This is a genomic window from Metalysinibacillus jejuensis, assembly GCF_003057615.1.
GTDB lineage: Bacteria > Bacillota > Bacilli > Bacillales_A > Planococcaceae > Metalysinibacillus > Metalysinibacillus jejuensis.
Genome location: NZ_QAFW01000005.1, coordinates 46661 through 68360, shown reverse-complemented (window position 1 = coordinate 68360; position 21700 = coordinate 46661). Strand labels below are relative to the sequence as shown.

At 40.2% G+C, this 21700-nt stretch carries 24 protein-coding genes and 1 other annotated feature; of the genes, 16 read left to right on the top strand and 8 right to left on the bottom strand.

Features of this window, described 5'->3' with window-relative positions; translation table 11 throughout:
* Window positions 1-4 precede the first annotated feature (4 nt).
* The 3 genes from DDE80_RS03360 to DDE80_RS03350 all read left to right on the top strand — a co-directional run bounded on the left by DDE80_RS03360 (window position 5) and on the right by DDE80_RS03350 (window position 2138).
* Entirely contained in the window at window positions 5-370 is a 366-nt protein-coding gene (locus DDE80_RS03360; RefSeq protein WP_108306269.1) for a YisL family protein, read from the top strand.
* 147 nt (window positions 371-517) lie between these two features.
* On the top strand, window positions 518-1948 hold the full coding sequence (locus DDE80_RS03355) for an alpha-amylase family glycosyl hydrolase (RefSeq protein ID WP_108306268.1): 1431 nt from the start codon (window positions 518-520) through the stop codon (window positions 1946-1948).
* The gene (locus DDE80_RS03350) at window positions 1941-2138 is read left to right on the top strand and encodes a YwbE family protein (RefSeq protein ID WP_108306267.1); all 198 of its coding nucleotides are present in this window, start codon (window positions 1941-1943) and stop codon (window positions 2136-2138) included. Before DDE80_RS03355 ends, DDE80_RS03350 begins: the two co-directional genes overlap by 8 nt.
* Window positions 2139-2174: 36 nt before the next feature.
* Here DDE80_RS03350 and DDE80_RS03345 read toward each other — a convergent pair whose 3' ends face one another.
* Window positions 2175-2987, bottom strand: coding sequence for a Cof-type HAD-IIB family hydrolase (locus DDE80_RS03345; protein ID WP_036144763.1), 813 nt, complete (start codon window positions 2985-2987; stop codon window positions 2175-2177).
* A gap of 101 nt (window positions 2988-3088) precedes the next feature.
* On the opposite strand from DDE80_RS03345, the gene DDE80_RS03340 reads away from it, so the two are divergent.
* Complete coding sequence (locus DDE80_RS03340) at window positions 3089-3397, top strand: metal-sulfur cluster assembly factor (RefSeq protein WP_036144760.1); 309 nt, start codon at window positions 3089-3091, stop codon at window positions 3395-3397.
* A gap of 109 nt (window positions 3398-3506) precedes the next feature.
* Here the strand turns inward: DDE80_RS03340 and DDE80_RS03335 are convergent, their stop codons facing one another.
* A complete protein-coding gene (locus tag DDE80_RS03335) occupies window positions 3507-4196 on the bottom strand; it encodes a Crp/Fnr family transcriptional regulator (RefSeq protein WP_108306290.1) in 690 nt (229 codons plus the stop codon).
* Window positions 4197-4385: 189 nt separating this feature from the next.
* Between DDE80_RS03335 and DDE80_RS03330 the strand changes: the two genes are divergently transcribed.
* Window positions 4386-6515: an ATP-dependent Clp protease ATP-binding subunit gene (locus DDE80_RS03330; protein ID WP_108306266.1), complete on the top strand. Its 2130-nt coding sequence runs from the start codon at window positions 4386-4388 to the stop codon at window positions 6513-6515.
* Window positions 6516-6593: 78 nt separating this feature from the next.
* On the opposite strand, the gene DDE80_RS03325 is transcribed toward DDE80_RS03330, so the two are convergent.
* On the bottom strand, window positions 6594-6788 hold the full coding sequence (locus tag DDE80_RS03325; protein WP_108306265.1) for a YjzD family protein: 195 nt from the start codon (window positions 6786-6788) through the stop codon (window positions 6594-6596).
* A 182-nt stretch (window positions 6789-6970) separates the two neighbouring features.
* On the opposite strand from DDE80_RS03325, the gene DDE80_RS03320 reads away from it, so the two are divergent.
* The 3 genes from DDE80_RS03320 to DDE80_RS03310 all read left to right on the top strand — a co-directional run bounded on the left by DDE80_RS03320 (window position 6971) and on the right by DDE80_RS03310 (window position 9895).
* Window positions 6971-7909, top strand: a complete 939-nt coding sequence (locus DDE80_RS03320; protein ID WP_108306264.1) for a beta-ketoacyl-ACP synthase III — start codon at window positions 6971-6973, stop codon at window positions 7907-7909.
* Window positions 7910-7922: 13 nt separating this feature from the next.
* Window positions 7923-9158: a beta-ketoacyl-ACP synthase II gene (gene fabF / locus DDE80_RS03315; protein ID WP_108306263.1), complete on the top strand. Its 1236-nt coding sequence runs from the start codon at window positions 7923-7925 to the stop codon at window positions 9156-9158.
* A gap of 104 nt (window positions 9159-9262) precedes the next feature.
* Window positions 9263-9895: a carboxymuconolactone decarboxylase family protein gene (locus DDE80_RS03310; RefSeq protein ID WP_235612265.1), complete on the top strand. Its 633-nt coding sequence runs from the start codon at window positions 9263-9265 to the stop codon at window positions 9893-9895.
* Window positions 9896-9960: 65 nt separating this feature from the next.
* Here DDE80_RS03310 and trpS read toward each other — a convergent pair whose 3' ends face one another.
* A complete protein-coding gene (gene trpS / locus DDE80_RS03305; protein ID WP_108306262.1) occupies window positions 9961-10947 on the bottom strand; it encodes a tryptophan--tRNA ligase in 987 nt (328 codons plus the stop codon).
* Window positions 10948-10994: 47 nt separating this feature from the next.
* Window positions 10995-11209, bottom strand: a binding site (T-box leader).
* Window positions 11210-11570: 361 nt separating this feature from the next.
* On the opposite strand from trpS, the gene spxA reads away from it, so the two are divergent.
* The 4 genes from spxA (at window position 11571) to pepF (ending at window position 15795) form a co-directional block, all read left to right on the top strand.
* Entirely contained in the window at window positions 11571-11966 is a 396-nt protein-coding gene (gene spxA, locus DDE80_RS03300) for a transcriptional regulator SpxA (RefSeq protein ID WP_036147132.1), read from the top strand.
* Window positions 11967-12068: 102 nt separating this feature from the next.
* Window positions 12069-12731 (top strand): adaptor protein MecA, encoded by a 663-nt coding sequence (locus DDE80_RS03295; protein ID WP_108306261.1) that lies wholly within the window; start codon window positions 12069-12071, stop codon window positions 12729-12731.
* A 168-nt stretch (window positions 12732-12899) separates the two neighbouring features.
* The gene (locus DDE80_RS03290) at window positions 12900-13973 is read left to right on the top strand and encodes a competence protein CoiA (protein ID WP_108306260.1); all 1074 of its coding nucleotides are present in this window, start codon (window positions 12900-12902) and stop codon (window positions 13971-13973) included.
* 22 nt (window positions 13974-13995) lie between these two features.
* The gene (pepF, locus tag DDE80_RS03285) at window positions 13996-15795 is read left to right on the top strand and encodes an oligoendopeptidase F (protein ID WP_108306259.1); all 1800 of its coding nucleotides are present in this window, start codon (window positions 13996-13998) and stop codon (window positions 15793-15795) included.
* A gap of 259 nt (window positions 15796-16054) precedes the next feature.
* Here the strand turns inward: pepF and DDE80_RS03280 are convergent, their stop codons facing one another.
* The 4 genes from DDE80_RS03280 to DDE80_RS03265 all read right to left on the bottom strand — a co-directional run bounded on the left by DDE80_RS03280 (window position 16055) and on the right by DDE80_RS03265 (window position 18797).
* Window positions 16055-16870, bottom strand: a complete 816-nt coding sequence (locus tag DDE80_RS03280) for a DsbA family protein (protein WP_108306258.1) — start codon at window positions 16868-16870, stop codon at window positions 16055-16057.
* Window position 16871: 1 nt separating this feature from the next.
* The gene (locus DDE80_RS03275; protein WP_108306257.1) at window positions 16872-17270 is read right to left on the bottom strand and encodes a globin domain-containing protein; all 399 of its coding nucleotides are present in this window, start codon (window positions 17268-17270) and stop codon (window positions 16872-16874) included.
* Between the two features lie 190 nt (window positions 17271-17460).
* Window positions 17461-18207 (bottom strand): lytic transglycosylase domain-containing protein, encoded by a 747-nt coding sequence (locus DDE80_RS03270; RefSeq protein ID WP_108306256.1) that lies wholly within the window; start codon window positions 18205-18207, stop codon window positions 17461-17463.
* Window positions 18207-18797, bottom strand: coding sequence for a CYTH domain-containing protein (locus DDE80_RS03265; protein WP_108306255.1), 591 nt, complete (start codon window positions 18795-18797; stop codon window positions 18207-18209). Before DDE80_RS03265 ends, DDE80_RS03270 begins: the two co-directional genes overlap by 1 nt.
* Before the next feature lie 90 nt (window positions 18798-18887).
* On the opposite strand from DDE80_RS03265, the gene DDE80_RS03260 reads away from it, so the two are divergent.
* The 4 genes from DDE80_RS03260 to DDE80_RS03245 are packed head-to-tail and all read left to right on the top strand — an operon-like array spanning window position 18888 to window position 21638.
* A complete protein-coding gene (locus tag DDE80_RS03260) occupies window positions 18888-19256 on the top strand; it encodes a UPF0738 family protein (RefSeq protein WP_108306254.1) in 369 nt (122 codons plus the stop codon).
* A gap of 21 nt (window positions 19257-19277) precedes the next feature.
* Window positions 19278-19946, top strand: a complete 669-nt coding sequence (gene yjbM / locus DDE80_RS03255; protein WP_108306253.1) for a GTP diphosphokinase — start codon at window positions 19278-19280, stop codon at window positions 19944-19946.
* On the top strand, window positions 19946-20740 hold the full coding sequence (locus DDE80_RS03250; RefSeq protein WP_108306252.1) for an NAD kinase: 795 nt from the start codon (window positions 19946-19948) through the stop codon (window positions 20738-20740). Before yjbM ends, DDE80_RS03250 begins: the two co-directional genes overlap by 1 nt.
* Entirely contained in the window at window positions 20715-21638 is a 924-nt protein-coding gene (locus DDE80_RS03245) for an RluA family pseudouridine synthase (RefSeq protein WP_108306251.1), read from the top strand. The genes DDE80_RS03250 and DDE80_RS03245 overlap by 26 nt, the downstream gene beginning before the upstream one ends.
* Window positions 21639-21700 lie beyond the last annotated feature (62 nt).

The window sequence follows — 21700 nt, the reverse complement described above, 5'->3', positions numbered from 1 at the left end:
AACTATGGGCTTTTTAACAGACACAACGCACTTGCATATTACAACATGGGTAATCGGCGTTGTATTATTCATTGTTGCGGCAATGGGTGCTAAACCAAACAAAGGCTTACACATGGCACTGCGTTTATTTTACATTTTAATTATCATTTCAGGTGCGGCATTATTCTTTAAACACCAATCGATTGATAATATGATGTATGGTATTAAATTCTTAATGGGTCTACTAACAATCGGTATGATGGAAATGACATTAGTGAAGAAGACAAAAGGACAGCCGTATAACATCTTTATGATTTTATTTGCGGTATTCTTATTCATCACATTATTCCTAGGCTTTAAATTACCAGTAGGCATGCATTTCTTAGCATAAAAATAAATCGCGTCAGCTTAGGCTGGCGCGATTTTTTTGTCACGACTTTGTCAAATCTAAATTTGTGCTAAATTACATAAAAGATAGCGGTCGCCTAGGGTTATTTGATAAACTTACTGATGTATGATGTGAAGGAGAGGAAGTACGTTGAATATAAAAAAATGGTTGAGTACCGCAGTAGCGAGTATGCTGCTTGCCACAGCAATACAATTACCAGCTTCAGCACAAGAGAAGCGCACAATTCAAGATGAAAGCATTTACGATGTGCTCGTAGACCGTTATTTTAATAAGACGAGTAAAAACGATTACGAGACGGACCCAGATGACCCGTCAAGCTTTGCTGGTGGTGACTTTGGTGGATTACAAGAAAAGTTTAACTATATTTATGATATGGGCTATACGATCATTTCATTAGGTACCATTTTCTCTACTGATAAATATGATGGCTCATTACCAACAAGCCACACTACATTAGAGCGTCGCTTCGGCACAGAAGAAGAGCTAGACGAACTAATTAAAACGTATAAAAAATACGATATTCGTATGATGGCTGACTTCCCACTGGGGCAAGCAAGCATTAATCATGAGTGGGCAAATGACCCGAAATGGATTGCTTCAACTGAAGGCAATATGGTGAAGTGGGATTTAACGAATAAAGCATTGCAACAAAAGATGATTGAGGCAGCGACGACATTCGTTAAAGCACATGATATCGCAGGGCTTCGCATTACTTATTTAGAAGATGCGCCGCAAGATTTTTTAAATGACTTAATTGCTGCTGTTAAAGCAGAAGGCGATTATTACGTAATAGCTAAGGGCGAAAGCGATGCTGATTTTGATACGACGTATAGCGAAGAAACGAATCAAATTTTCCGTGAAGCGTTTAAAAATGTTAACGGCGATACATCGACAATTCCGGCAATCGTCAATAGCGATAAACCGATGCAATTAATGGTTGATGAGCTAGATACGAGCCGCTTCACGCACGATATTGCAGGTGAAGGAATGTTTGCACCAACACGTATGCGCATGGTGTTAGGTACATTATTTACATTACCAGGTACGCCTGTCGTGCAGTACGGAACGGAAATTGCTATTAACGGTGAACAAGCACCTGATACACATCAAGTAATGAACTTTAGTGTAGATAAAGAGCTACAAGGTAACTTGCGCAATGTGATGCAACTACGCAATGATTCGCCAACATTACGTAACGGTGATTTTAATGTCATTGAAAATGATAATGGGTTACTCGTTTATACACGTACGAGTGACGACGAACAATGGGTAATTTTTGTTAACAACACGGATAAAACAAAAAGTGTAACGTTAACAGAAGAGCAACTAGGAGCTAATAAAGAGTTGCGTGGTATGTTTGACCGCGATATCGTACGTGAACAAAACGGGGAGTATGTGCTCGTGCTGAATCGTGAAATTGTCGAAATTTATCAAGTGATTGAAAACCAAGGGCTAAATAAATCCTATATGGTCGCTTTAGCGCTCGTTTATATTTTATTTGCGGCATTTATTATTATTGTCGTAAAACGCGCACGCCAAGGGAAAAAACGCAATGCGTAATGGACAAGTACGCAGCGACATTCACCCAGGAAGTAAAGTAGCCATTGTACTCAAAAAAGACCAACGCACAGGTAAACTGACAGAAGGCATCGTTCAAGATATTTTGACGAATAGCGCTCGCCATCCACATGGTATTAAAGTGCGCTTAACAGATGGTCAAGTCGGTCGTGTGCAACAAATTATAACGTAAAAAAATCGAGCGGTAGCGAGTGCTACTGCTCGATTTTTATAATTTTAAGCGCTCTTGTAACACGCGTGCGATACCGTCTTCGTTATTAGAAGCTGTAATCTCATTGGCGATGTTTTTTAGCTGATCAATGCCGTTGCCCATAGCAACACCAACGCCCGCAAAGTCAATCATTTCAAGGTCATTATCCTCATCGCCAAAAGCAATAATGCGCTCGCGTGGAATATTGAGATGCTTCGCTACTAAAGCGATACCTACAGCTTTATGTAAGCCGTTACGCACAATTTCAATGATATGGAAGGGGGCGCCCCATCTTCTATGGTCAATGAGTTCTGCATGGACATCCGCCAAATGGCTACGAATCGTAGCAACATCTTGTTCCTCAGCTTGAATGAGTAGGGTTGTGGGGTTATCTGGTAAGTAAACGGTTAAGTCACCACGTGTGATTCGCGGTTCACCCATCGTAAAAATTTCAAGCGACTTCTCATTATCTGCATGTAAGTACACATCATCTTTAATTTCAGCGATAATATTTTCGTATTGAAAGTGGTTTATAGAGTCAACAACATCACGAACGACATGTAAGTCAATCGGTGTATGTTGCTCCTTAAAACGTTGGTTGCGAGGATTGTGTACGAAAGCACCATTAAAGTTAACGATTGGTGTCTTTAAACCGAGTGCTTGATAATATGGAATACTTGCGCGGTACGGACGCCCTGTCGCAATCATGACGTAGTGGCCAGCCGCTTGAGCGCGCAATAAAATATCTTTTGTTTTAGGCGAGATGGTCTGCTGATCGGTAAGCAAGGTACCATCTAAATCTAAGACGATTAAATGCGGTTGAAAAATCATAAAAATGTCCCTCACTTTCTGTTAGCATCGTAACGTTACATCAAAGATTTGGCAAGCATTAAAGGCTTCTGTTATGATTACAGAAGATAGGAGTGAAGCAAATGGATGCAGATATGAAAGAAAGTATTTTAGGTGTACTCGAAAATGTAATCGACCCTGAGCTTGGTATTGATATTGTCAATCTTGGCTTAGTCTACGATGTTAACTTAGATGAAGAAGGTACCGCGGTAGTTACGATGACGTTAACTTCAATGGGTTGCCCAATGGCGCCTGTTATTGTTGATCAAGTGCAAACGGCATTAAGTGAATTACCAGAAGTGAAAAAGACAGAGGTTGACATTGTTTGGAGTCCACCTTGGTCAAAAGATATGATGTCACGCTATGCAAAAATCGCATTAGGTGTACGTTAATACAAAAAGGTGTAGCCCACTCGGCTGCACCTTTTTTCTATGCGTATTTATTGGGTGCGCGAAGTAGATTACAACTTGGTCACCCGTCCTTTCTATTGTAACGCTAGCATTAATCGATGCGACAGACGGCAATGGGGCAGTTTTCGCAATCGATAGCGTGCTTTAATTGTTCAAGCTCATGCACTGTAATATATCCCTTATCAAATGAAATAATATGATGTTTTTTTAAGTCATTTAGCATGCGATTAATCATTTCGCGGCTCGTACCGCAAAGATTAGCAAGCTCTGTGTTAGTTAAGGCTAAATCAATAAAAATACTACCGCATGGTTGCGGCTGACCATATGTATTTGCTAAGCGGATTAACGTAGAAAATAGCGCGCCCTTTTTACCGTGTAACACGAGGTCGCGTAATAAGCTTTGATGTTTTAAGTTTTCGAGTTGCAACCACTGCATATATTCAATCATAGCGTCGGGTTGTTGTTGCATGCGTAGCTCCATTACTGTTTTAGGAAGCACATACAATTCGACGGTGGTTAAGGCTGTAGCTGAAAATGGCGAGGTACTCGTTTGTGCAAATAAGGTAATATCACCAATTAAGCCCGCTTCGCTACAAATGCGCACAGTGAGTTCTTTGCCACCTAATGTTTGTTGGGTTAGTTGTACATGCCCTTTATGAATATAAGCAATGTGATGAGCGAGTTCATCATCTAATGGAATGCGCGTGCCTTTTTGTAAAGCAAGCAGACGTCCTTCCGTATAAAAAATATGTTGAATTTGTTGTTGAATGGCTACTGTCATGCTGTCACCTACTTTCGCTACTAATAGTTCCATCGTAACATAAAATTTCAAATGAAAGCGATAAGTAAAAGGTAGTATCATGACAAATTTTCATAAAAAAAGTGGAGCAATTTTTTGCAATTGGGGAATAAAGGTTGTAAGATGATAATAGTCAAAGATGGTCAAAAAATAATCAAAGGAGAGAATGCTATGCAATTTCAACAAACAGACAATAAAAAACCATTAGAACAATTCGGACGTAATTTAACTGAAACCGCAAAAGGCGGAAAAATGGATCCTGTTATTGGGCGCGATGAAGAAATTCGTAATGTCATTCGTATTTTAACGCGTAAAACAAAAAACAACCCTGTATTAATTGGTGAGCCAGGGGTAGGTAAAACAGCTATTGCAGAAGGTTTAGCACAACGTATTGTTAAAGGCGACGTACCAGAAGGCTTAAAAGAATGTGAATTATACGAGCTTGATATGAGTGCGCTTGTAGCAGGTGCAAGTTACCAAGGGCAATTTGAGGAGCGTCTTAAAGGTGTATTAAAGCAAGTTAAAGAGGCAGAAGGACGTATTATTTTATTCATTGATGAAATTCATACAATTGTAGGCGCAGGCAAAACGAGTGGTGCAATGGACGCAGGCAATATGCTAAAACCAATGCTTGCGCGTGGTGAGCTGCACTGTATCGGTGCAACAACATTAGATGAGTACCGTATGTATATCGAAAAAGACCCAGCATTAGAGCGCCGCTTCCAACAAGTAATGGTACGTGAGCCATCTGTTGAAGATACTGTATCGATTTTACGTGGCTTAAAAGAACGTTTCGAGCTTCACCATGGTGTGCGTATCCATGACCATGCGATTGTAGCAGCTTCGGAGCTATCAAATCGCTACATTACAGACCGCTTTTTACCAGATAAAGCCATTGATTTAATTGACGAAGCATGTGCCATGATTCGTACAGAAATTGACTCAATGCCACAAGAGTTAGATGCGGTAACACGTCGTATTATGCAACTCGAAATTGAAGAACAAGCACTAAAAAAAGAAACCGATAAAGCGAGTCAAAAACGCCTTGAACAATTACGCGGAGAGCTAGAGGAGTTAAAATCATCATCTGAAGGTATGCGTAAACAGTGGCAACAAGAAAAAGAAGGCTTACAAATCATTCAGAAAAAACGTGAAGTATTAGATGGTTATCGTCGTGATTTAGAGGATGCCGAGGCGAAATATGATTTAAATAAAGCGGCAGAACTGCGTCATGGTAAAATCCCTTCACTCGAAAAAGAAATCCATGAGTTAGAGGATGCAATGGAGGGTGATGGCACACGTATTTTACGTGAAGAAGTAACCTCAGAAGAAATTGCTTCTATTGTATCGCGCTGGACAGGTATCCCTGTAACGAAATTAGTAGAGGGCGAACGTGAAAAACTGTTGCGCCTTAAAGAAACATTAGAGGAGCGCGTAGTAGGTCAAGATGATGCTGTGCAACTTGTTACAGAAGCGGTTTGGCGCGCGCGTGCAGGCATTAAAGATCCGAATAAGCCTATTGGTTCGTTTTTATTCCTTGGACCAACAGGTGTAGGTAAAACGGAGTTAGCGAAAGCATTAGCCGCACAATTATTTGATGCAGAGGAGCACTTTATTCGTATTGATATGAGTGAGTACATGGAAAAACATAGTGTCTCTCGCTTAGTAGGTGCACCTCCAGGTTATATTGGTTATGAAGAAGGCGGTCAATTAACCGAGGCTGTCCGCCGCAACCCTTATGCCGTTGTGCTACTTGACGAAATCGAAAAAGCGCACCCTGATGTTGCCAACATCTTACTGCAAATTTTAGATGATGGCCGCATTACAGATAGTCAAGGTCGCTTAGTGAACTTTACAAATACGGTCGTTATTATGACATCTAATATTGGTTCGCAGTATTTATTAGACGTGCAAGAAACACCGAATGCCGATTTAGAAAATGTTATTATGGGCGCACTGCGTCAGCACTTTAAACCAGAGTTACTCAACCGTGTGGATGACATTATTTTATTCCATGCCTTATCAAACGATCACTTCCATGCGATTACGTGGAAATACGTCAAACAATTGCAAGACCGTGTGGCACAGCAAGAAGTTACACTGACGGTTGACGATAGTGTCATTGAGTGGATTGTAACAGAGGGTGTTGATGCACAGTTCGGTGCACGACCACTTAAACGCTTTATCCAACGCCATCTCGAAACAGCAGTAGCACATGAACTATTAAAAGGTGACGTAGTAGCAGGCGAAACATTAAACGTAACGATGCAAGATGGTCAATGTGTTGTCACAAAAGCATAAGATATGAAGCGAGGAGGTACGGCCTTCTCGCTTTTTTTGCATTGAAAAAAGCAGCCGCACTTAGCGACTGCTTGATTTTTAAGCTTCTTTTGTTGTTTCAGGTGTCGATTCGTTCGGGATGATTGCTGCAATGATGAATACTAAAACAGCAAATACGACAGAAACGATTGCACCAAGTTGGAAGTCAAATGGTACCGCAAGTACCGAACTTACTACATAGTTTAACATTGATACTAATAAGAATGACCAAAAGAAAGTAACAATATATTGCATGATTATTTCACCTCATATGACGTTTTTCGTACGATTGTACATATACACTTATAATACCATACCATAAGGCGAAAAAAAATGAATACTTTAGGGCAAAAAAACTCGTTATTGTGTTTAAAAAAAGCGTGCGCTATAATTAGCACTAGGTACTAATAATTGATAATAGGAAGAGGGGTTGCCTTATGGGTGTAGGCATAATTGGACTCGGAAAATACGTTCCAGCAAAAAAGGTAACAAATGTAGAGTTAGAAAAATTTGTAGATACAGATGACGAGTGGATTCGTACACGAACAGGTATTGAAGCGCGTCACTTTGCGGCAGATGATGAAGATACATCAGATTTAGCCATCCATGCAGCTAAAGAGGCATTGCAACAAGCAGCACTTAGCGCAGAGCAAATCGACATGGTAATTGTTGCAACAGTTACACCAGACCAAGCCTTCCCGAGCGTCGCTAATATCGTGCAAGATGCAATCGGTGCAAAAAATGCAGCCTCAATGGATATGAGCGCCGCATGTACGGGCTTTATGTACGGACTTGTAACCGCACAACAATTTGTACAAACAGGTGCTTATAACAATGTTTTAGTCATTGGCGTCGAAAAATTATCGAAAGTATTAGATTTTGAAAATCGCAATACAGCCGTATTGTTTGGGGACGGCGCAAGTGCTGCCATCGTAAGTAATGTAGCAGAGGGCCGCGGCTTCTTAGCGTTTGATCTTGGTTCAGATGGTAGTGGAGGTAAGCATTTATTTTTAAATGACCAGCGTCATATCGAAATGAATGGGCGTGAAGTTTTTAAATTCGCTGTGCGTACGATGGGAGAATCGGCGTTACGCGTTATTGAGAAAGCAGGTTTACAAAAAGAAGATGTAGATTACTTAATTCCACACCAAGCGAATATTCGTATTATGGATGCAGCACGCACGCGCTTAGGTTTGCCTGAGGAGAAGATGTCTAAAACGATTCACTTATACGGCAATACGTCAGCGGCTTCAATTGGTCTATCATTGTACGATGATGTAGCGTCGGGTAAAATAAAAGATGGTGACAAACTAGTATTAGTAGGCTTTGGTGGCGGTCTTACATGGGGCGCTATTTTATTAATTTGGGGAAAATAAAGGAGAGAGTATAATGACGAAACGTAGAGTAGTAGTAACAGGTGTAGGCGTTGTAACGCCGCTTGGTAACGATATCGAAACAACATGGGCAAACATTAAAGCAGGTAAATCAGGCGTGGGACCATTAACACGTTTAAATCCGGATGATTTTCCAGCTAAAATTGCAGCAGAAGTGAAAGATTTTGTCATTGAAGACTTTATCGAAAAAAAGGATGCGCGTCGCATGGACCGCTTTACGCATTATGCGATGGCAGCTTCTATTATGGCAATGAAAGATGCCAACCTTGAAATCTCTGAAGAATTAGCGCCACGCGCAGGTGTGTGGATTGGCTCGGGTATTGGCGGCATGGAAACATACGAGCAGGAATATTTAAAATTCCAACAGCGCGGAGCACGCCGTGTGAGCCCGTTCTTTGTACCGATGATGATTCCTGATATGGCATCAGGTCAAGTATCGATTCACTTCGGTGCAAAAGGTATTAACTCATGTTCAGTAACAGCTTGTGCATCAGGTACAAACTCGATTGGCGATGCGTTTAAAGTAATTGAGCGCGGCGATGCAGATGTAATGATTACAGGTGGCGCAGAGTCACCAATTGTTAATATGGCAGTTGCAGGTTTCTGCTCAAGCACAGCTCTTTCACTTAATACAGATGCAAGCAATGCATCACGTCCATTTGACAAAGACCGCGATGGTTTTGTTATTGGTGAAGGGGCAGGGATTGTTATTTTGGAGGAGTATGAGCATGCAGTGGCACGTGGTGCTAAAATTTATGCAGAGTTAGTAGGTTACGGTGCAACAGGTGATGCTTACCATATTACAGCGCCAGCGCCAGAGGGTGAAGGTGCAGCACGTGCAATGAAGCAAGCATTACAAGACGGCGGCGTGGAGCCAACAAGTGTTGGCTATATTAATGCGCACGGTACAAGTACACCGTACAATGATTTATACGAAACAATGGCGGTTAAATCAGTTTTTGGAGAGCATGCGTATAATTTAGCAATGAGTTCAACAAAATCGATGACGGGTCACTTACTAGGTGCAGCAGGTGGTGTGGAAGCTGTATTTACAGTTTTAGCACTTAAAGAAGGTATTTTACCACCAACAATGAACTTGCAAAATCCAGATCCAGACTGTGATTTAGATTATGTAGCTAACCAAGCGCGTGAGCAGCAAGTAGAATACGCGATGAGTAACTCATTAGGTTTTGGTGGTCATAATGCAAGTTTAGTGTTTAAACGCGTTTAAGTTATATAAATCGTCTCACTTTAGGGTGGGGCGATTTTTTTACTAGACTTTATATACAGGGTGGGGTATTATGAGATTATCATACTTATGGGGGTATACGAATTATGGCAGAAACAATGCGCCAATTAGGCAAATTTAAAACATTAACACCTGAATTAAACGAGGCTTTCCAACAATGGAATATGATTGCGTTTAAAGAAGGAGCACTTTCACACAAATTAAAAGAAATTATGGCAGTAGCAGCAGCGGCAACAACAGGCTGTGACTTTTGCTTAGATTTACACAGCAAAGGTGCAAAGCGCGCAGGCGCAACAGAGGAAGAAGTAGCGGAGGCATTAATGATTGCGACAGCAGCGAAGGCAGGCTCGCCATTTGCTCACGCAGCTAACGCAATGCAAGCTTATAACGAAAGCACAGATGATGAGCTATTTAAAAAATCATACTTAATGGATGCAATGGCACTTAAATCATTAGCACCAGATGATTTTAAAGCATTTTTCAACTTTACAGGAGCGGTTGTTAAAGCAGGCGCATTATCTGTAAAAGACAAAGAGTTAATTACTGTAGCAGTAACACTAATTACAGGTTGCCCATACTGCATCGACACGCATGTTAAAAATGCGAAAAAAGCAGGCGCAACACAAGAAGAAGTAGCAGAAACGGTATTTATCGCAAGTGCTTTAAATGCAGGTAGCGCTTATACACAAAGTGCTAAAGCATTAAAAAACTTTGATTAAGCATTCAAAAAAGGAACAGTCCCGCTATTGAGCGAGATTGTTCCTTTTTTATACAGGGCAGGGTATTAACGTTGACGACCTAGACCCATCGCACGCTCCATGCGTTTAACAGTAGCAGAAGCGATAGCGTTTGCTTTTTCAGCACCTTCATCCAAGATGCGATCTAGTTCTGGTGAGTCAATTAATTCATTAAAGCGTTCTTGAACAGGTGTTAAGTCGGCAATCACAGCTTCAGCAACGCCCGCTTTGAAAGCACCATAACCAAGACCAGCATATTTTGCGACTAAATCATCAATCGCAACACCAGAAATTGCTGACTCAATCGTTAATAGGTTAGCAACGCCTGGTTTATTCTCCGCATCAAAAGTTACGATGCCTTCAGAGTCAGTAACCGCACTTTTAATTTTTTTCTCGATTTGTTTAGGTGTATCAAGTAATTTAATCGTTGCTTTCGTATTTGGATCAGATTTACTCATCTTTTTCGTCGGTTCTTGTAATGATTTAATGCGCGCGCCTTCTTTTGGTAAATAAATTTCAGGTACAACTAATGTTTTACCGTAGCGTTTATTAAAGCGCTCAGCTAAATCACGCGTTAACTCTAAATGTTGTTTTTGGTCTTCACCAACGGGAACGATAGTCGTATTATATAGTAAAATGTCTGCAGCCATAAGCGGTGGGTACGTAAGAAGTGCTGCATTAACGCTCTCTTTACCTGTTGATTTGTCTTTAAATTGCGTCATGCGTTCAAGCTCACCCATAGAAGCAACACATTGCATCATCCAGCCTGCTTGCGCATGTGCTGGCACTTCAGATTGAATAAATAATGTTGATTTATTCGGATCGATGCCTGTTGCTAAATACGTTGCTGCAAGTTTACGAATGTTTTCCTGTAATTCTTTAGGATCTTGTTGTACCGTAATCGCATGTTGATCTACGATGCAGTAAATGGCATTGCCTTCGTCTTGGAATTTAGGGAATTGCTTAAATGCGCCTAGGTAGTTACCTAATGTAATGACGCCTGTCGGTTGTACACCAGAAAAAATAGTTTTCATTAGTAATTGCCTCCTTTATATAAAAAAACATCACGCATCTCTTCCGAAGAAGGGACGAATGATGTTAAAATCCGTGGTACCACCCAGCTTGCTAGTTATCTAGCCACTTAATCTCTTAACGCGAGGGTCACGAATAAAGCTACTGCAAGTTCACCTTATTAACTCCGAAGTCCATTCATTAGCTCAGTTTTATGTATTTACACCGACCATACACTCTCTATGAAAACCGTTGCTAACTACTACTCTTCATCATCGTTGTTATAGTTTAGTATAACATTTCTATACAAAGTGAGAAAGTAGGAACTTTTTCGCCGCTATGACGTAGTATGTAATGAGAAGAAAACGCATTCTTCTCGATTAAAAAATAACAAATGAGAATAAAGCGAATGAGGTTTAAAGCTTTTATGACAGGGAAATATATAACAGTATAAAAACGATTTAACAAAAATAATGCTTAAAACACGAAAAAACGACATTTTAATTTTGAACTGTCGCAAAAAATTCACACTGTACTATATTCAAAAGACGATTTGTATATTATAATAAAGAAAGCATATTGTTTATAGTAATTCTAAATGAAAATACATTTGATATAAATACATTGAGAGGATGTGTAATTCATGATCGTTACATTGTTTACTTCACCAAGTTGTACATCATGTCGTAAAGCCAAAGCATGGTTAGAGGAACATGATATTCCTTACAAAGAGCGTAATATTTTTTCTGAGCCGCTTAGCATTAGCGAAATTAAAGAAATTTTAAGTATGACAGAAGACGGTACGGACGAAATTATTTCGACACGTTCAAAAATTTTCCAAAAATTAAACGTAGATGTCGAGAGCTTACCGCTGCAACATTTATACGAGCTTATTCAGGAGCATCCAGGTTTATTGCGTCGTCCGATTATTTTAGACGAGAAACGTTTGCAAGTTGGGTATAATGAAGATGAAATTCGACGCTTCTTACCTCGTAAAGTGCGTGCGTATCAGTTGCAAGAAGCACAAAAGATGGTAAACTAAATAAACAGCTAAGAGGCTGACCAAAAAGTAAAAGTGCTTTTTGATCAGCCTTTCGTTGTTAAAGATAACGATAGGCATTAACGATGAAGGGAGTTGGTGTATATGAATATCGAACGTATTAATGATAATACAATTAAATTATTTTTAACAAATCATGACATTGAGTCGCGTGGCTATGATAGCAATACGGTATGGCTAAATCCTACGAAGAGTGATCAACTCTTTATGGAAGTTTTACAGGAAGCGGATGAGCGCGATTATTTAGAAGCAGAGGGACTTATGTGGGCTTATGTACGCAGTTTAGATGGTGGCGTAGAAATCGTAGTGACACGTTCTGATGCAATGAAAGAAATCGAAAAAATGTTCTCTACTATGTTTGAAGATAGCAATGATTTAGATGATATGATGAATAGCTTAGTAGATGGTACAGAAGAAGCGCCATTTGATTTTGAAGATAACGTTGAAAGTACAGATGCTTTTTATGATGCTGCTTTAACGTACACATGTAAAGATATTGATGACATCGTTCCATTAGCTCATCGTCTAATTGCAGAAAATATAAAAGCTTCACTTTATACGTTAGACAATGATTATTACGTGGTCATTGAGGTAGATGAGCTAGTACCGAATGAAATTGCGAATATTGATGCTAAAGTAAGTGAGTATATTAGTAAAAGTACGGTAACAACGCATTACTTAGAAGAATACGGCAAAGTTATTATGAAAGATAATTGCTTTGATACGATCGTAGCATATTTTGCATAAGAAGTAGGCGCATAAAGCGCCTGCTTTTTTTATAGGCAAAATGCAAATTTGCTGTTATTTACAAAAAAGTTTTGAAACCTCTTCTATAATCACGTATGCTTAGAAAAATGCTATTCTTCTATGAAATGAGGTGAATGTTGTCGCTATAAGTGAAGTGACAACCATCGTATGTTAATTGCAGAAACGATTAAAGGTACTGTCATTAATGTTGTAGGCTTGACGCGCACAGCGCTCGAAACATTACAACGTACGGAGACTTTTCGCTGTCCACAATGTAAGGCGCCTGTGCAATTAAAGATTGGTACGGTTATTACACCGCACTTTGCCCATAAAGTCGCTAGTTCATGCCGCGAGTTATTTACAGAGGGCGAGAGCGAGGAACATTTACGAGGCAAAACGCAGCTGTATGAATGGTTAAAAACGCGAGTAAATCATGTATGGTTAGAGCCGACGATTAAAAATTTTAGTCAGCGTCCTGATATTTTAGTGTTGCATAATAATCACTATTACGCGCTGGAGTTTCAATGTAGTGCCATTAAAACAGCGTTGCTTGAAAAGCGTAACGCAGGCTATGCTAAAGCGAATATTACACCTATTTGGATTTTTAATACACCGAAATTTGCCTATTATCAGGGTGTCGTCCAACAACGATTGCGTAAGATGTATCAATATACTTTGCCTCATACTATTTTTTATTCACCAACTACGAAAAAATTTACGTATGCGACCTTTTTATACCGACTTTATCATAACCAGTTTCTTATGCGTCTGGCGCAAGTTTCGCTCGACAGGCAAGTGTTTCCACTCTATCAGCCTAAACCTCTGCGTAAAACACAAGCGGAGGCATATAGTCGGAGCTATACGAGCGGGTATAAACGCTTTTTACATAACTGTATACGTTATCCACGTGGGAATAGCGCTAAGCGTCTGCGACGATGTACAAACGGTCTTTACCTCAGCTTCTCCGAGTTAAATCGCAGTTTCCCTGTGTTTTTACCGCATACATTAGGTGCGGATGTCGTTTGGCAAACCGAGTTAGCGCTTTACTGTAAAGAGCAAAAAATCTGGATAGAAGAAGTAGAGCCCGCACATTTTTTAACGACGTTCTCTTATATAGTATCTGATGATAACTGCAAGGCAATTCGTTATTATTGTGAGAATATTAAGGGAATATCAGCCTATACGTTAACTGAATTATTTGCAATCTCTCATCTACAGTGGGAAAATAAAACAGACAATTAATTTTCAGCTGGAGGGTGACATAATGACAGAATTACTAACGAGAGAACAAGTAGCGCTCGAAGATACGTGGCGCTTAGAAGATATTTTTGCTACAGATGAAGCTTGGGAACAAGAGTTTTTAGCAGTGAGCGCACTAATTGAAGACGTTACGCAATATGCAGGACGTTTAGCAGAAAGCGCAGCGACACTTTTAGCGGCACTTCAAAGTCGTGACACGCTATACCGTCGCACAATGAAATTATATACGTACGCACATATGCGCTACGACCAAGATACGACAAATAGTTTTTACCAAGCGATGAATGGCCGCATTCAATCTTTAGCGGCTACAATTTCATCTGAACTCGCATATTTTACACCGGAACTGTTACTTATTGAAGAAGCGAAGTTAGCGCAATTTATGGCAGAAAATGAAGATTTAGCACTGTATCGTCAACATTTAGCAGAGATTGCTAAGGAGCGTCCGCACACGCTTCCTAAGGAGCAAGAAGCGTTGTTAGCGCAGTTATCTGAAGTAACGAGTGCATCTTCTCAAACTTTTGGCATGTTAAACAATGCAGATTTAAGCTTCCCAATCATTCAAGATGAAGACGGTAAAGATGTACGTTTGACGCATGGTAATTACATTAAAATGTTAGAGAGCAAAGACCGTACCGTGCGTGAAGCAGCTTTTAAAGCGATGTACGAAACATATGGTAACTTTAAAAATACATTTGCATCAACGCTTATCGGGCAAGTGAAGCGTGATAATGTTAATGCGCGTATTCGCAATTATGATTCAGCACGTCAAGCGGCTATGGAAGCGAACTTTATCCCTGAAAATGTGTATGATCAACTTGTTGACACCATTAACGCAAACTTACCATTACTTCATCGCTACGTAGCGCTTCGTAAAAAGGTGTTAGGTGTAGACGAATTGCATATGTATGATTTATTTACGCCATTAGTAGCTGAAGTTGATATGCCAATGCCTTATGAAACAGCTAAAGATATTTTAGTGAAAAGTTTAGCACCTCTAGGAGAAGGTTACCAAGCAGTCGTAACAGAAGGCTTAAAAAACCGTTGGGTCGATGTGCGTGAAAATAAAGGTAAGCGAAGCGGTGCGTACTCATCAGGTACGTACGGTACAAACCCTTATATTTTAATGAACTGGCAAGATAATGTAAATAATTTATTTACGTTAACGCATGAGTTTGGTCACAGTGTACACAGCTACTACACACGTAAAAACCAACCGTATATTTATGGTGATTATTCAATTTTTGTGGCAGAAGTAGCTTCTACGTGCAATGAGGAATTGTTAAATGACTATTTATTACAAACGGTTACGGATAAAAATCAACGTATTTATTTATTAAATTTATGGTTAGATGGTTTCCGTAGTACAGTGTTCCGTCAAACGATGTTTGCAGAGTTTGAGCATATGATTCATAAAGCGGATCAAGAAGGACAAGCATTAACAGCCGAGGCATTTACACAAATGTATTATGACTTAAATAAAAAGTACTTCGGTGACGCGATTGTAGTAGACGAAGAAATCGGTTTAGAATGGTCGCGTATTCCTCATTTCTATTACAATTACTATGTGTACCAATATGCAACAGGACAGTCTGCAGCCGTATCATTAAGTAAACAAATTCTAGAAGAAGGCGAACCAGCAGTAAAGCGTTACATTAATAATTTCTTAAAAGCGGGTTGTTCAGACTATCCAATTAATGTGTTGCAAGCAGCAGGCGTTGATATGTCCACAGCTAAACCGATAGAAGATGCGTGTGCGGTATTTGCTGCACGTCTTGAAGAATTAGAGCAACTAATAGGGTAACATTTCCACAAAAGGTGATGAAAACGTTTTAACTATGACAACTTTGTGAAAGGCGCTTGAATCCGTTGCATAAAGGGGTTGTACGTGATAAAGTAATGATTGTGAAATAAATCACAAAACAAACATACACCCCTTTGTTTGAACGTGAACATTTCTCCCATCCCCTTTGTGAAAAGAGGCGTCATTAGCGGTCGAGGCTAATGGCGTCTCTTTTGTTTTGTGCAAAAAAAGAGCCAGCTACAAAGTAGCTAGCGATATATTATAAGATTTGTGTTGCACGCAAGCGCCAAAAAGTTGTTTTAGCTGCTTGTTTACGCTCCACTTTCTGTTGTAACATACGCTTTTTTAACTCGCGCTCTACATGATGCAAAGGTAGGGAATAAATAAATGCGATTTCATTTGTAGATAGCGTAGTAAAGCGTTTAAATAATTCTTCCATAGTAGGCAATGGGCGTCGCACCAGTTGCTCTTCTAACATTTCTTCTAAGATGTGTTCATAAATGGTGTAATCATATGTGCCACTTACGTTTAATCCTTCATCTTCAATACATTCATTGAAAAATACAATGCTTGGTGTTTCATCAACTTCCATCTCACGGCGTATGTACAAATCACATTGTAATGCACGTGCTGCTTCTTTAGAGCCGAAGTCTGACGAAAATTCCACCATATCTAAATTAATATCTTTAGCGATAGCCATCATCGTTTCGTAGGATGTAATATGCGGAACGTTTAGGCGAATATATTCTTGTAGTTTAGCTAAAAAATGTAAGCCTGCGCGTTTACCTTGGAGCTCTGCTGCTTTGATCGCTAGAGAAGGTAGTACGGGATGACTTACACGTTGTTCAAGCTGTTGCCCGATATGCTCGCTAATACTATTTAATGACACTAAATCGGAGCTTAGTACAAAGCGCCAAGTAAAGTAATGGTCATATTCTAATTGTAATTTACGAATAGTTGCTAGCATTTCAAAGGCACTTTCATGAAGTGGATTAATAAAAACATATAGCTCAATCGGCTTATTAAAAGATGCCACTGTTGGTATAGGCTCTGAAAGCATAGGACTATTAGTCAATTTAGTTCTCCCCCTCATCTATATTTGGTCGATTAATCATATGATGGGCAGTTAATACTAAACGTTTGTAATAAATTTCTCTAAATTTAGGCGCTAGTTCAACTTCATCCATTGCTTCATGCATGCACTCTAACCATGCTTGCGCAGCATCAGGTGTGATGGCGAAATTCATATGGCGTGCGCGCATCATTGGATGACCATGTTCTTCTGTAAATAAATTAGGCCCACCTAAATATTGTGTTTGAAATTGGATTTGTTTGCGTATTGTTTCGGTTAAATCTTCAGGGAAGATAGGAATTAATACAGGGTGAACAGCAACACGCTTATAAAAAGCACGCATGAGTTGTTCTAGTTTTTCAGCGCCAATTTCATCATAAGGAACGGTATAATTCGGACTCATAGGTAGTACCCCTTTGCAAAGTAAATTGAAAGTTAACGATATCAAAAATCTATTGTGTCGGTAAAAAAACATCTCCATTTGCCATGGATTATACTCATTTTAGCAACGACTTTAGTATTAAACAAACAAATCGCTCACTGCTGTCGTTTGCCAATGTAAAAGGAGCGCAACAAATGCACTCCTTGTGTTGTTAGGCTTTGTAATAATTCATTACATTTTTGACGTAGTTTTGTGTTTCTTTAAAGGGTGGAATACCGCCATATTTCGCAACATTCCCAGGCCCGGCATTATAAGCAGCTAAAGCGAGCTGTGTATTATTGCCATGTTGTTTTAACATTTGGCTAATATATTTTGTCGCGCCCATAATATTTTGTTCGGCATCAAATGGTTTAGTGACACCGAGGTAACGAGCTGTACCTGGCATAAGCTGCATTAAACCTTGCGCGCCGGCATAGCTTACTACATTTGGGTTAAAGTTAGACTCTTGTTTCATAATAGCAGCGATGAGTTTTTCTGGCACACCATAAGTGTTGGCAGCTTTTTTTATAATGTTAGCGTAAGGTGTGGCACCAGCTAACGCACCTGTAAAGGAAGATGAGCCCGCTACTTGAGTAAAATCTGTAGTTGGCACAGCAAGTGCTTGCGCCATTTGTGGTGTCGCTAAGCTAGGCGTATTGAGTAATGACCACATGGAAGCGGGTAGTTTAGTATCACCTTGGTAGCGCAATGCTTCTATGTATGATGTAGGTGTATCGCCTTGTTCGGCTGCACTTTTTACCCCGCCAAACATGTTGTTTTGTGAGTAAGATTGCATCATTTCTTCGATCATCGAAGAAAACAGCGAAGTATTATTTGTTTGTAACGGATTACTTTGGGTGCTACCGAGCGTTTGTAAAGCTTGGATTTGTAGTAATGTAGTCATTGCTTTAATATCCATTAATCTTGCCCTTTCTGTGCCTGTAGCGCAGCACTAAAGCGTGCGATTTTCTTTTGCGCATGACGCACGGGTAATTGATATTTTTGTAAAAACTGTTGGAAAATAAGCTGTCCTTCGCGCTCATCCTCTGTCTCGTATTCTACCTCATAATCTTCCTGTTGCAAATAGAACGTGTGGTCGAAAACGAGTAATCCGCCTTTATAAGGTAGTTCAACACGTGCGGTACGAAGCGTGCCGAAGCATGTAATTTGAGCGAGGTCTATGCCTTGTTCAGCGAGCGGGGTGGCGATAGCCGTTGGCAGTGTAGTCATCTCACTCTTTAAGGCATGTGCTTGCGCTTCGCTAATCGCGATATTAATCTCTGTACTTGTGTTAGCGCTAGTAGCTTGCTTTAGCGTACATGTGTATGCGTCGTTATGCTGACGAATGCGCAGCGCACTACGCAATGCTTTAATCGCAAAGTCAGGTGTGTCAAAATAAGCATTCGCTAGTTGTTGAATGGCTGTTGGTCGTACGTTAAAATCTTGGAGTAATTGATCGTATTCTTCTTTTGTAATCATGTTTTTAAATTCGATTTCTGTTTCTTTCATGCATGAACGCCTCTTTTCGTAGATTATCGTTAACTTTTCGACAACGTATGATAAAATATGAGAAGAAATATGTCGAAGGGAAGTAGGCAATTGCGTAAAACAATTACAGTACAACAAATTAATGAACAAACGTATCAATTCATTGTAAACGAAAATGAATTGAATGACCAAATGCGAGGTGCAGAGCAGGTGTTAGCAGACTCTGATAACTTTGCGTTTATTTACTTAGTAGATGTAGGCGATGCGTATGTGTATTTACGCATTGAAAAGCAACACTGGCCACAGCTAGCAAAGGTAATGGAACAGCAACTAACCGTAACGGATGGACAGACTACGCTTACACTTCCAGGCTTTACAGAACAATTTATTGCATTACTTTACAATATTGAGGGCAATGATAACTATGGTGAAGCTTTTGTAACAGAAGTAGAAGCAACGTTTGCAGACGTCTTACAGTAGTCGGTGACAGGGGGTTAAAAGATGGGACAATGGGAAGTTTTCTTAGGACCGTATAAACAGGCAGTTGATGAGTTAAAAGTAAAGTTAAAAGGGATGCGCACGCAATTTAGTAATGCCAACACCAATTCGCCGATTGAATTTGTGACAGGGCGCGTTAAGCCATTAGCCAGCATTTACGAAAAAGCATCGGAAAAAGAACTTGCCTTTCAACCATCTGTTGAGCTCGGTAAAAAACTACAAGATATTGCAGGCTTGCGTATTATGTGTCAATTTGTAGATGATATTGCGACGGTAGCAGAGTTAATTCGACAGCGTAATGATATGCGTGTTATTGAAGAGCGCGATTACATTACGCATAGTAAACCGAGTGGCTACCGCTCACATCATATGTTAATTGAGTACCCCGTAGAGACCATTAATGGACAAGTAATTGTCTACGGCGAAATCCAAATACGTACGCTCGCTATGAATTTCTGGGCGTCTATTGAGCATTCGCTTAATTATAAATATAAAGGGGTATTCCCTAATGAGATTAAAAATCGATTGCAAAGCGCCGCAGAAGCAGCATTCCGCTTAGATGAAGAAATGTCGTCGATTCGCAGTGAAATACAAGATGCACAAGCGTACTTTACGGAATATAAAGAGGCATCAAATGTAACGATTCGAACGAATGAGGAGCGTGAATCATAATGAAGTTTTCAATTCAATCACGTCGCGATGAGCAATCGAATGAACTGATGGCTTTAGCTACGACGTATTTAGAAGATTTTGGTTTGACGTTAGATGAGGAGAACCCAGATATCGTTATTTCAATCGGTGGGGATGGTACACTACTACATGCCTTTCACCGCTATAGCCACCTGCTTGATACGGTATCTTTTGTAGGTATTCATACAGGACATTTAGGGTTTTATGCTGACTGGAAGCCGTCTGAACTAGAAAAGCTCGTACTTTCTATCGCTAAGCGGGATTTCCGTGTAGTGGCATACCCGTTGCTTGAAATGGTAGTTGAACATTATAACTCGCCGGCAGAGTCGCACTTGGCGTTAAATGAAGCGACAGTTAAATCACCTGATGTAACGCTAGTAATGGATGTAGAATTAAATGACGACCATTTTGAACGTTTCCGTGGCGACGGTTTATGTGTTTCGACACCATCAGGCAGTACCGCTTACAATAAAGCGTTAGGTGGCGCGATTATTCACCCAACCTTACCAGCCATCCAAATGACGGAAATTGCATCTATTAATAATCGTGTGTTTCGTACGGTAGGTTCACCGCTCGTATTACCAGCACACCATAAATGTGTGTTAAAGCCAGTAAATGAACAGAGCTTTAATATGACGGTAGATCATTTACAATTAGTAAAAAAAGATATTAAAACGATTACGTTTACCGTGGCTGAACAAAAAATTCGTTTCGCACGTTTCCGCCCATTCCCGTTTTGGGAGCGCGTGCATGAATCATTTGTGTCAAATGAGTAACTTTACGCTTACCTTTATTGTGCATACGCCGCAACTGCTCCGTGAAGCAATTGCGGCGTATGGTGTTTCTAAACGTGCACTGACGGCCATTAAATTTACAGGCGGAAAAATTACGGTAAATGGCGTAGAACAAAATGTACGTTACCCTTTACAAAGAGGGGATGAAGTAACTTTAGTATTTCCACAAGAGACACGAAGCGAAGGATTAGTCGCCACTTACGCTCCGCTCACTGTGCTCTATGAAGATGATGCACTGCTCATCATTAATAAACCCGCACATCAAAATACGATACCTTCACGTGAACACCCTACAAATAGTGTAGCAAACGACGTATGTGGGTATTTTGAACAACAAGGCTTGCATGTGACGGCCCATATTGTAACGCGCTTAGACCGAGATACTTCGGGTATTGTTTGCATTGCCAAACATCGTCACGTACATCACTTGTTAAGTGAAATGCAAAAGCGTGGAGAGCTTACGCGTGAATATGAAGCGCTAGCAACAGGTCGCGTTAATGCTCAGTGTATTACCGCGCCAATCGGCCGAGCGAAAGATAGCATTATTGCGCGTGAAGTGTGTGAAGATGGGCAATCTGCACGCACAGATGTTACAGTAGTAAAGTATGTCAATTTAGACGGGGCTATTGTTAGCCACGTTAAATTAGCTTTATATACAGGGCGTACCCATCAAATTCGGGTACATTTGGCACATATAGGGCATCCTTTGTTAGGCGACACATTATACGGAGGAGACAGACGACGGATAAACCGACAGGCGCTTCATTGCAGTAGATTAATGTTTATCCATCCACTAACAAAAGTGCCTTTATCTATTACAAGCGCGTTACCTGTCGATATGGCAGGTGTAACGTCACAAAAAAATCGTTTGCCCAATTGACGACAGACTACTATTATAGAGTAGATGATTAGCTATTTGGAAGGAGGAGACAGAACGTGACA

Excerpts from the sequence above, each read along its gene's own strand:
- trpS (WP_108306262.1), bottom strand. The coding sequence starts at position 10,947 with ATGAAAACTATTTTTTCTGGTGTACAACCGACAGGCGTCATTACATTA.
- DDE80_RS03245 (WP_108306251.1), top strand. The coding sequence starts at position 20,715 with ATGAATCATTTGTGTCAAATGAGTAACTTTACGCTTACCTTTATTGTG.
- DDE80_RS03295 (WP_108306261.1), top strand. The coding sequence starts at position 12,069 with ATGAATATCGAACGTATTAATGATAATACAATTAAATTATTTTTAACA.
- DDE80_RS03340 (WP_036144760.1), top strand. The coding sequence starts at position 3,089 with ATGGATGCAGATATGAAAGAAAGTATTTTAGGTGTACTCGAAAATGTA.
- DDE80_RS03275 (WP_108306257.1), bottom strand. The coding sequence starts at position 17,270 with ATGAGTCCGAATTATACCGTTCCTTATGATGAAATTGGCGCTGAAAAA.
- DDE80_RS03270 (WP_108306256.1), bottom strand. The coding sequence starts at position 18,207 with ATGGATATTAAAGCAATGACTACATTACTACAAATCCAAGCTTTACAA.
- DDE80_RS03265 (WP_108306255.1), bottom strand. The coding sequence starts at position 18,797 with ATGAAAGAAACAGAAATCGAATTTAAAAACATGATTACAAAAGAAGAA.
- DDE80_RS03320 (WP_108306264.1), top strand. The coding sequence starts at position 6,971 with ATGGGTGTAGGCATAATTGGACTCGGAAAATACGTTCCAGCAAAAAAG.
- DDE80_RS03290 (WP_108306260.1), top strand. The coding sequence starts at position 12,900 with ATGTTAATTGCAGAAACGATTAAAGGTACTGTCATTAATGTTGTAGGC.
- yjbM (WP_108306253.1), top strand. The coding sequence starts at position 19,278 with ATGGGACAATGGGAAGTTTTCTTAGGACCGTATAAACAGGCAGTTGAT.
- fabF (WP_108306263.1), top strand. The coding sequence starts at position 7,923 with ATGACGAAACGTAGAGTAGTAGTAACAGGTGTAGGCGTTGTAACGCCG.
- DDE80_RS03350 (WP_108306267.1), top strand. The coding sequence starts at position 1,941 with ATGCGTAATGGACAAGTACGCAGCGACATTCACCCAGGAAGTAAAGTA.
- DDE80_RS03250 (WP_108306252.1), top strand. The coding sequence starts at position 19,946 with ATGAAGTTTTCAATTCAATCACGTCGCGATGAGCAATCGAATGAACTG.
- DDE80_RS03330 (WP_108306266.1), top strand. The coding sequence starts at position 4,386 with ATGCAATTTCAACAAACAGACAATAAAAAACCATTAGAACAATTCGGA.
- DDE80_RS03345 (WP_036144763.1), bottom strand. The coding sequence starts at position 2,987 with ATGATTTTTCAACCGCATTTAATCGTCTTAGATTTAGATGGTACCTTG.
- DDE80_RS03335 (WP_108306290.1), bottom strand. The coding sequence starts at position 4,196 with ATGACAGTAGCCATTCAACAACAAATTCAACATATTTTTTATACGGAA.
- DDE80_RS03310 (WP_235612265.1), top strand. The coding sequence starts at position 9,263 with ATGGCAGAAACAATGCGCCAATTAGGCAAATTTAAAACATTAACACCT.
- pepF (WP_108306259.1), top strand. The coding sequence starts at position 13,996 with ATGACAGAATTACTAACGAGAGAACAAGTAGCGCTCGAAGATACGTGG.
- DDE80_RS03325 (WP_108306265.1), bottom strand. The coding sequence starts at position 6,788 with ATGCAATATATTGTTACTTTCTTTTGGTCATTCTTATTAGTATCAATG.
- DDE80_RS03360 (WP_108306269.1), top strand. The coding sequence starts at position 5 with ATGGGCTTTTTAACAGACACAACGCACTTGCATATTACAACATGGGTA.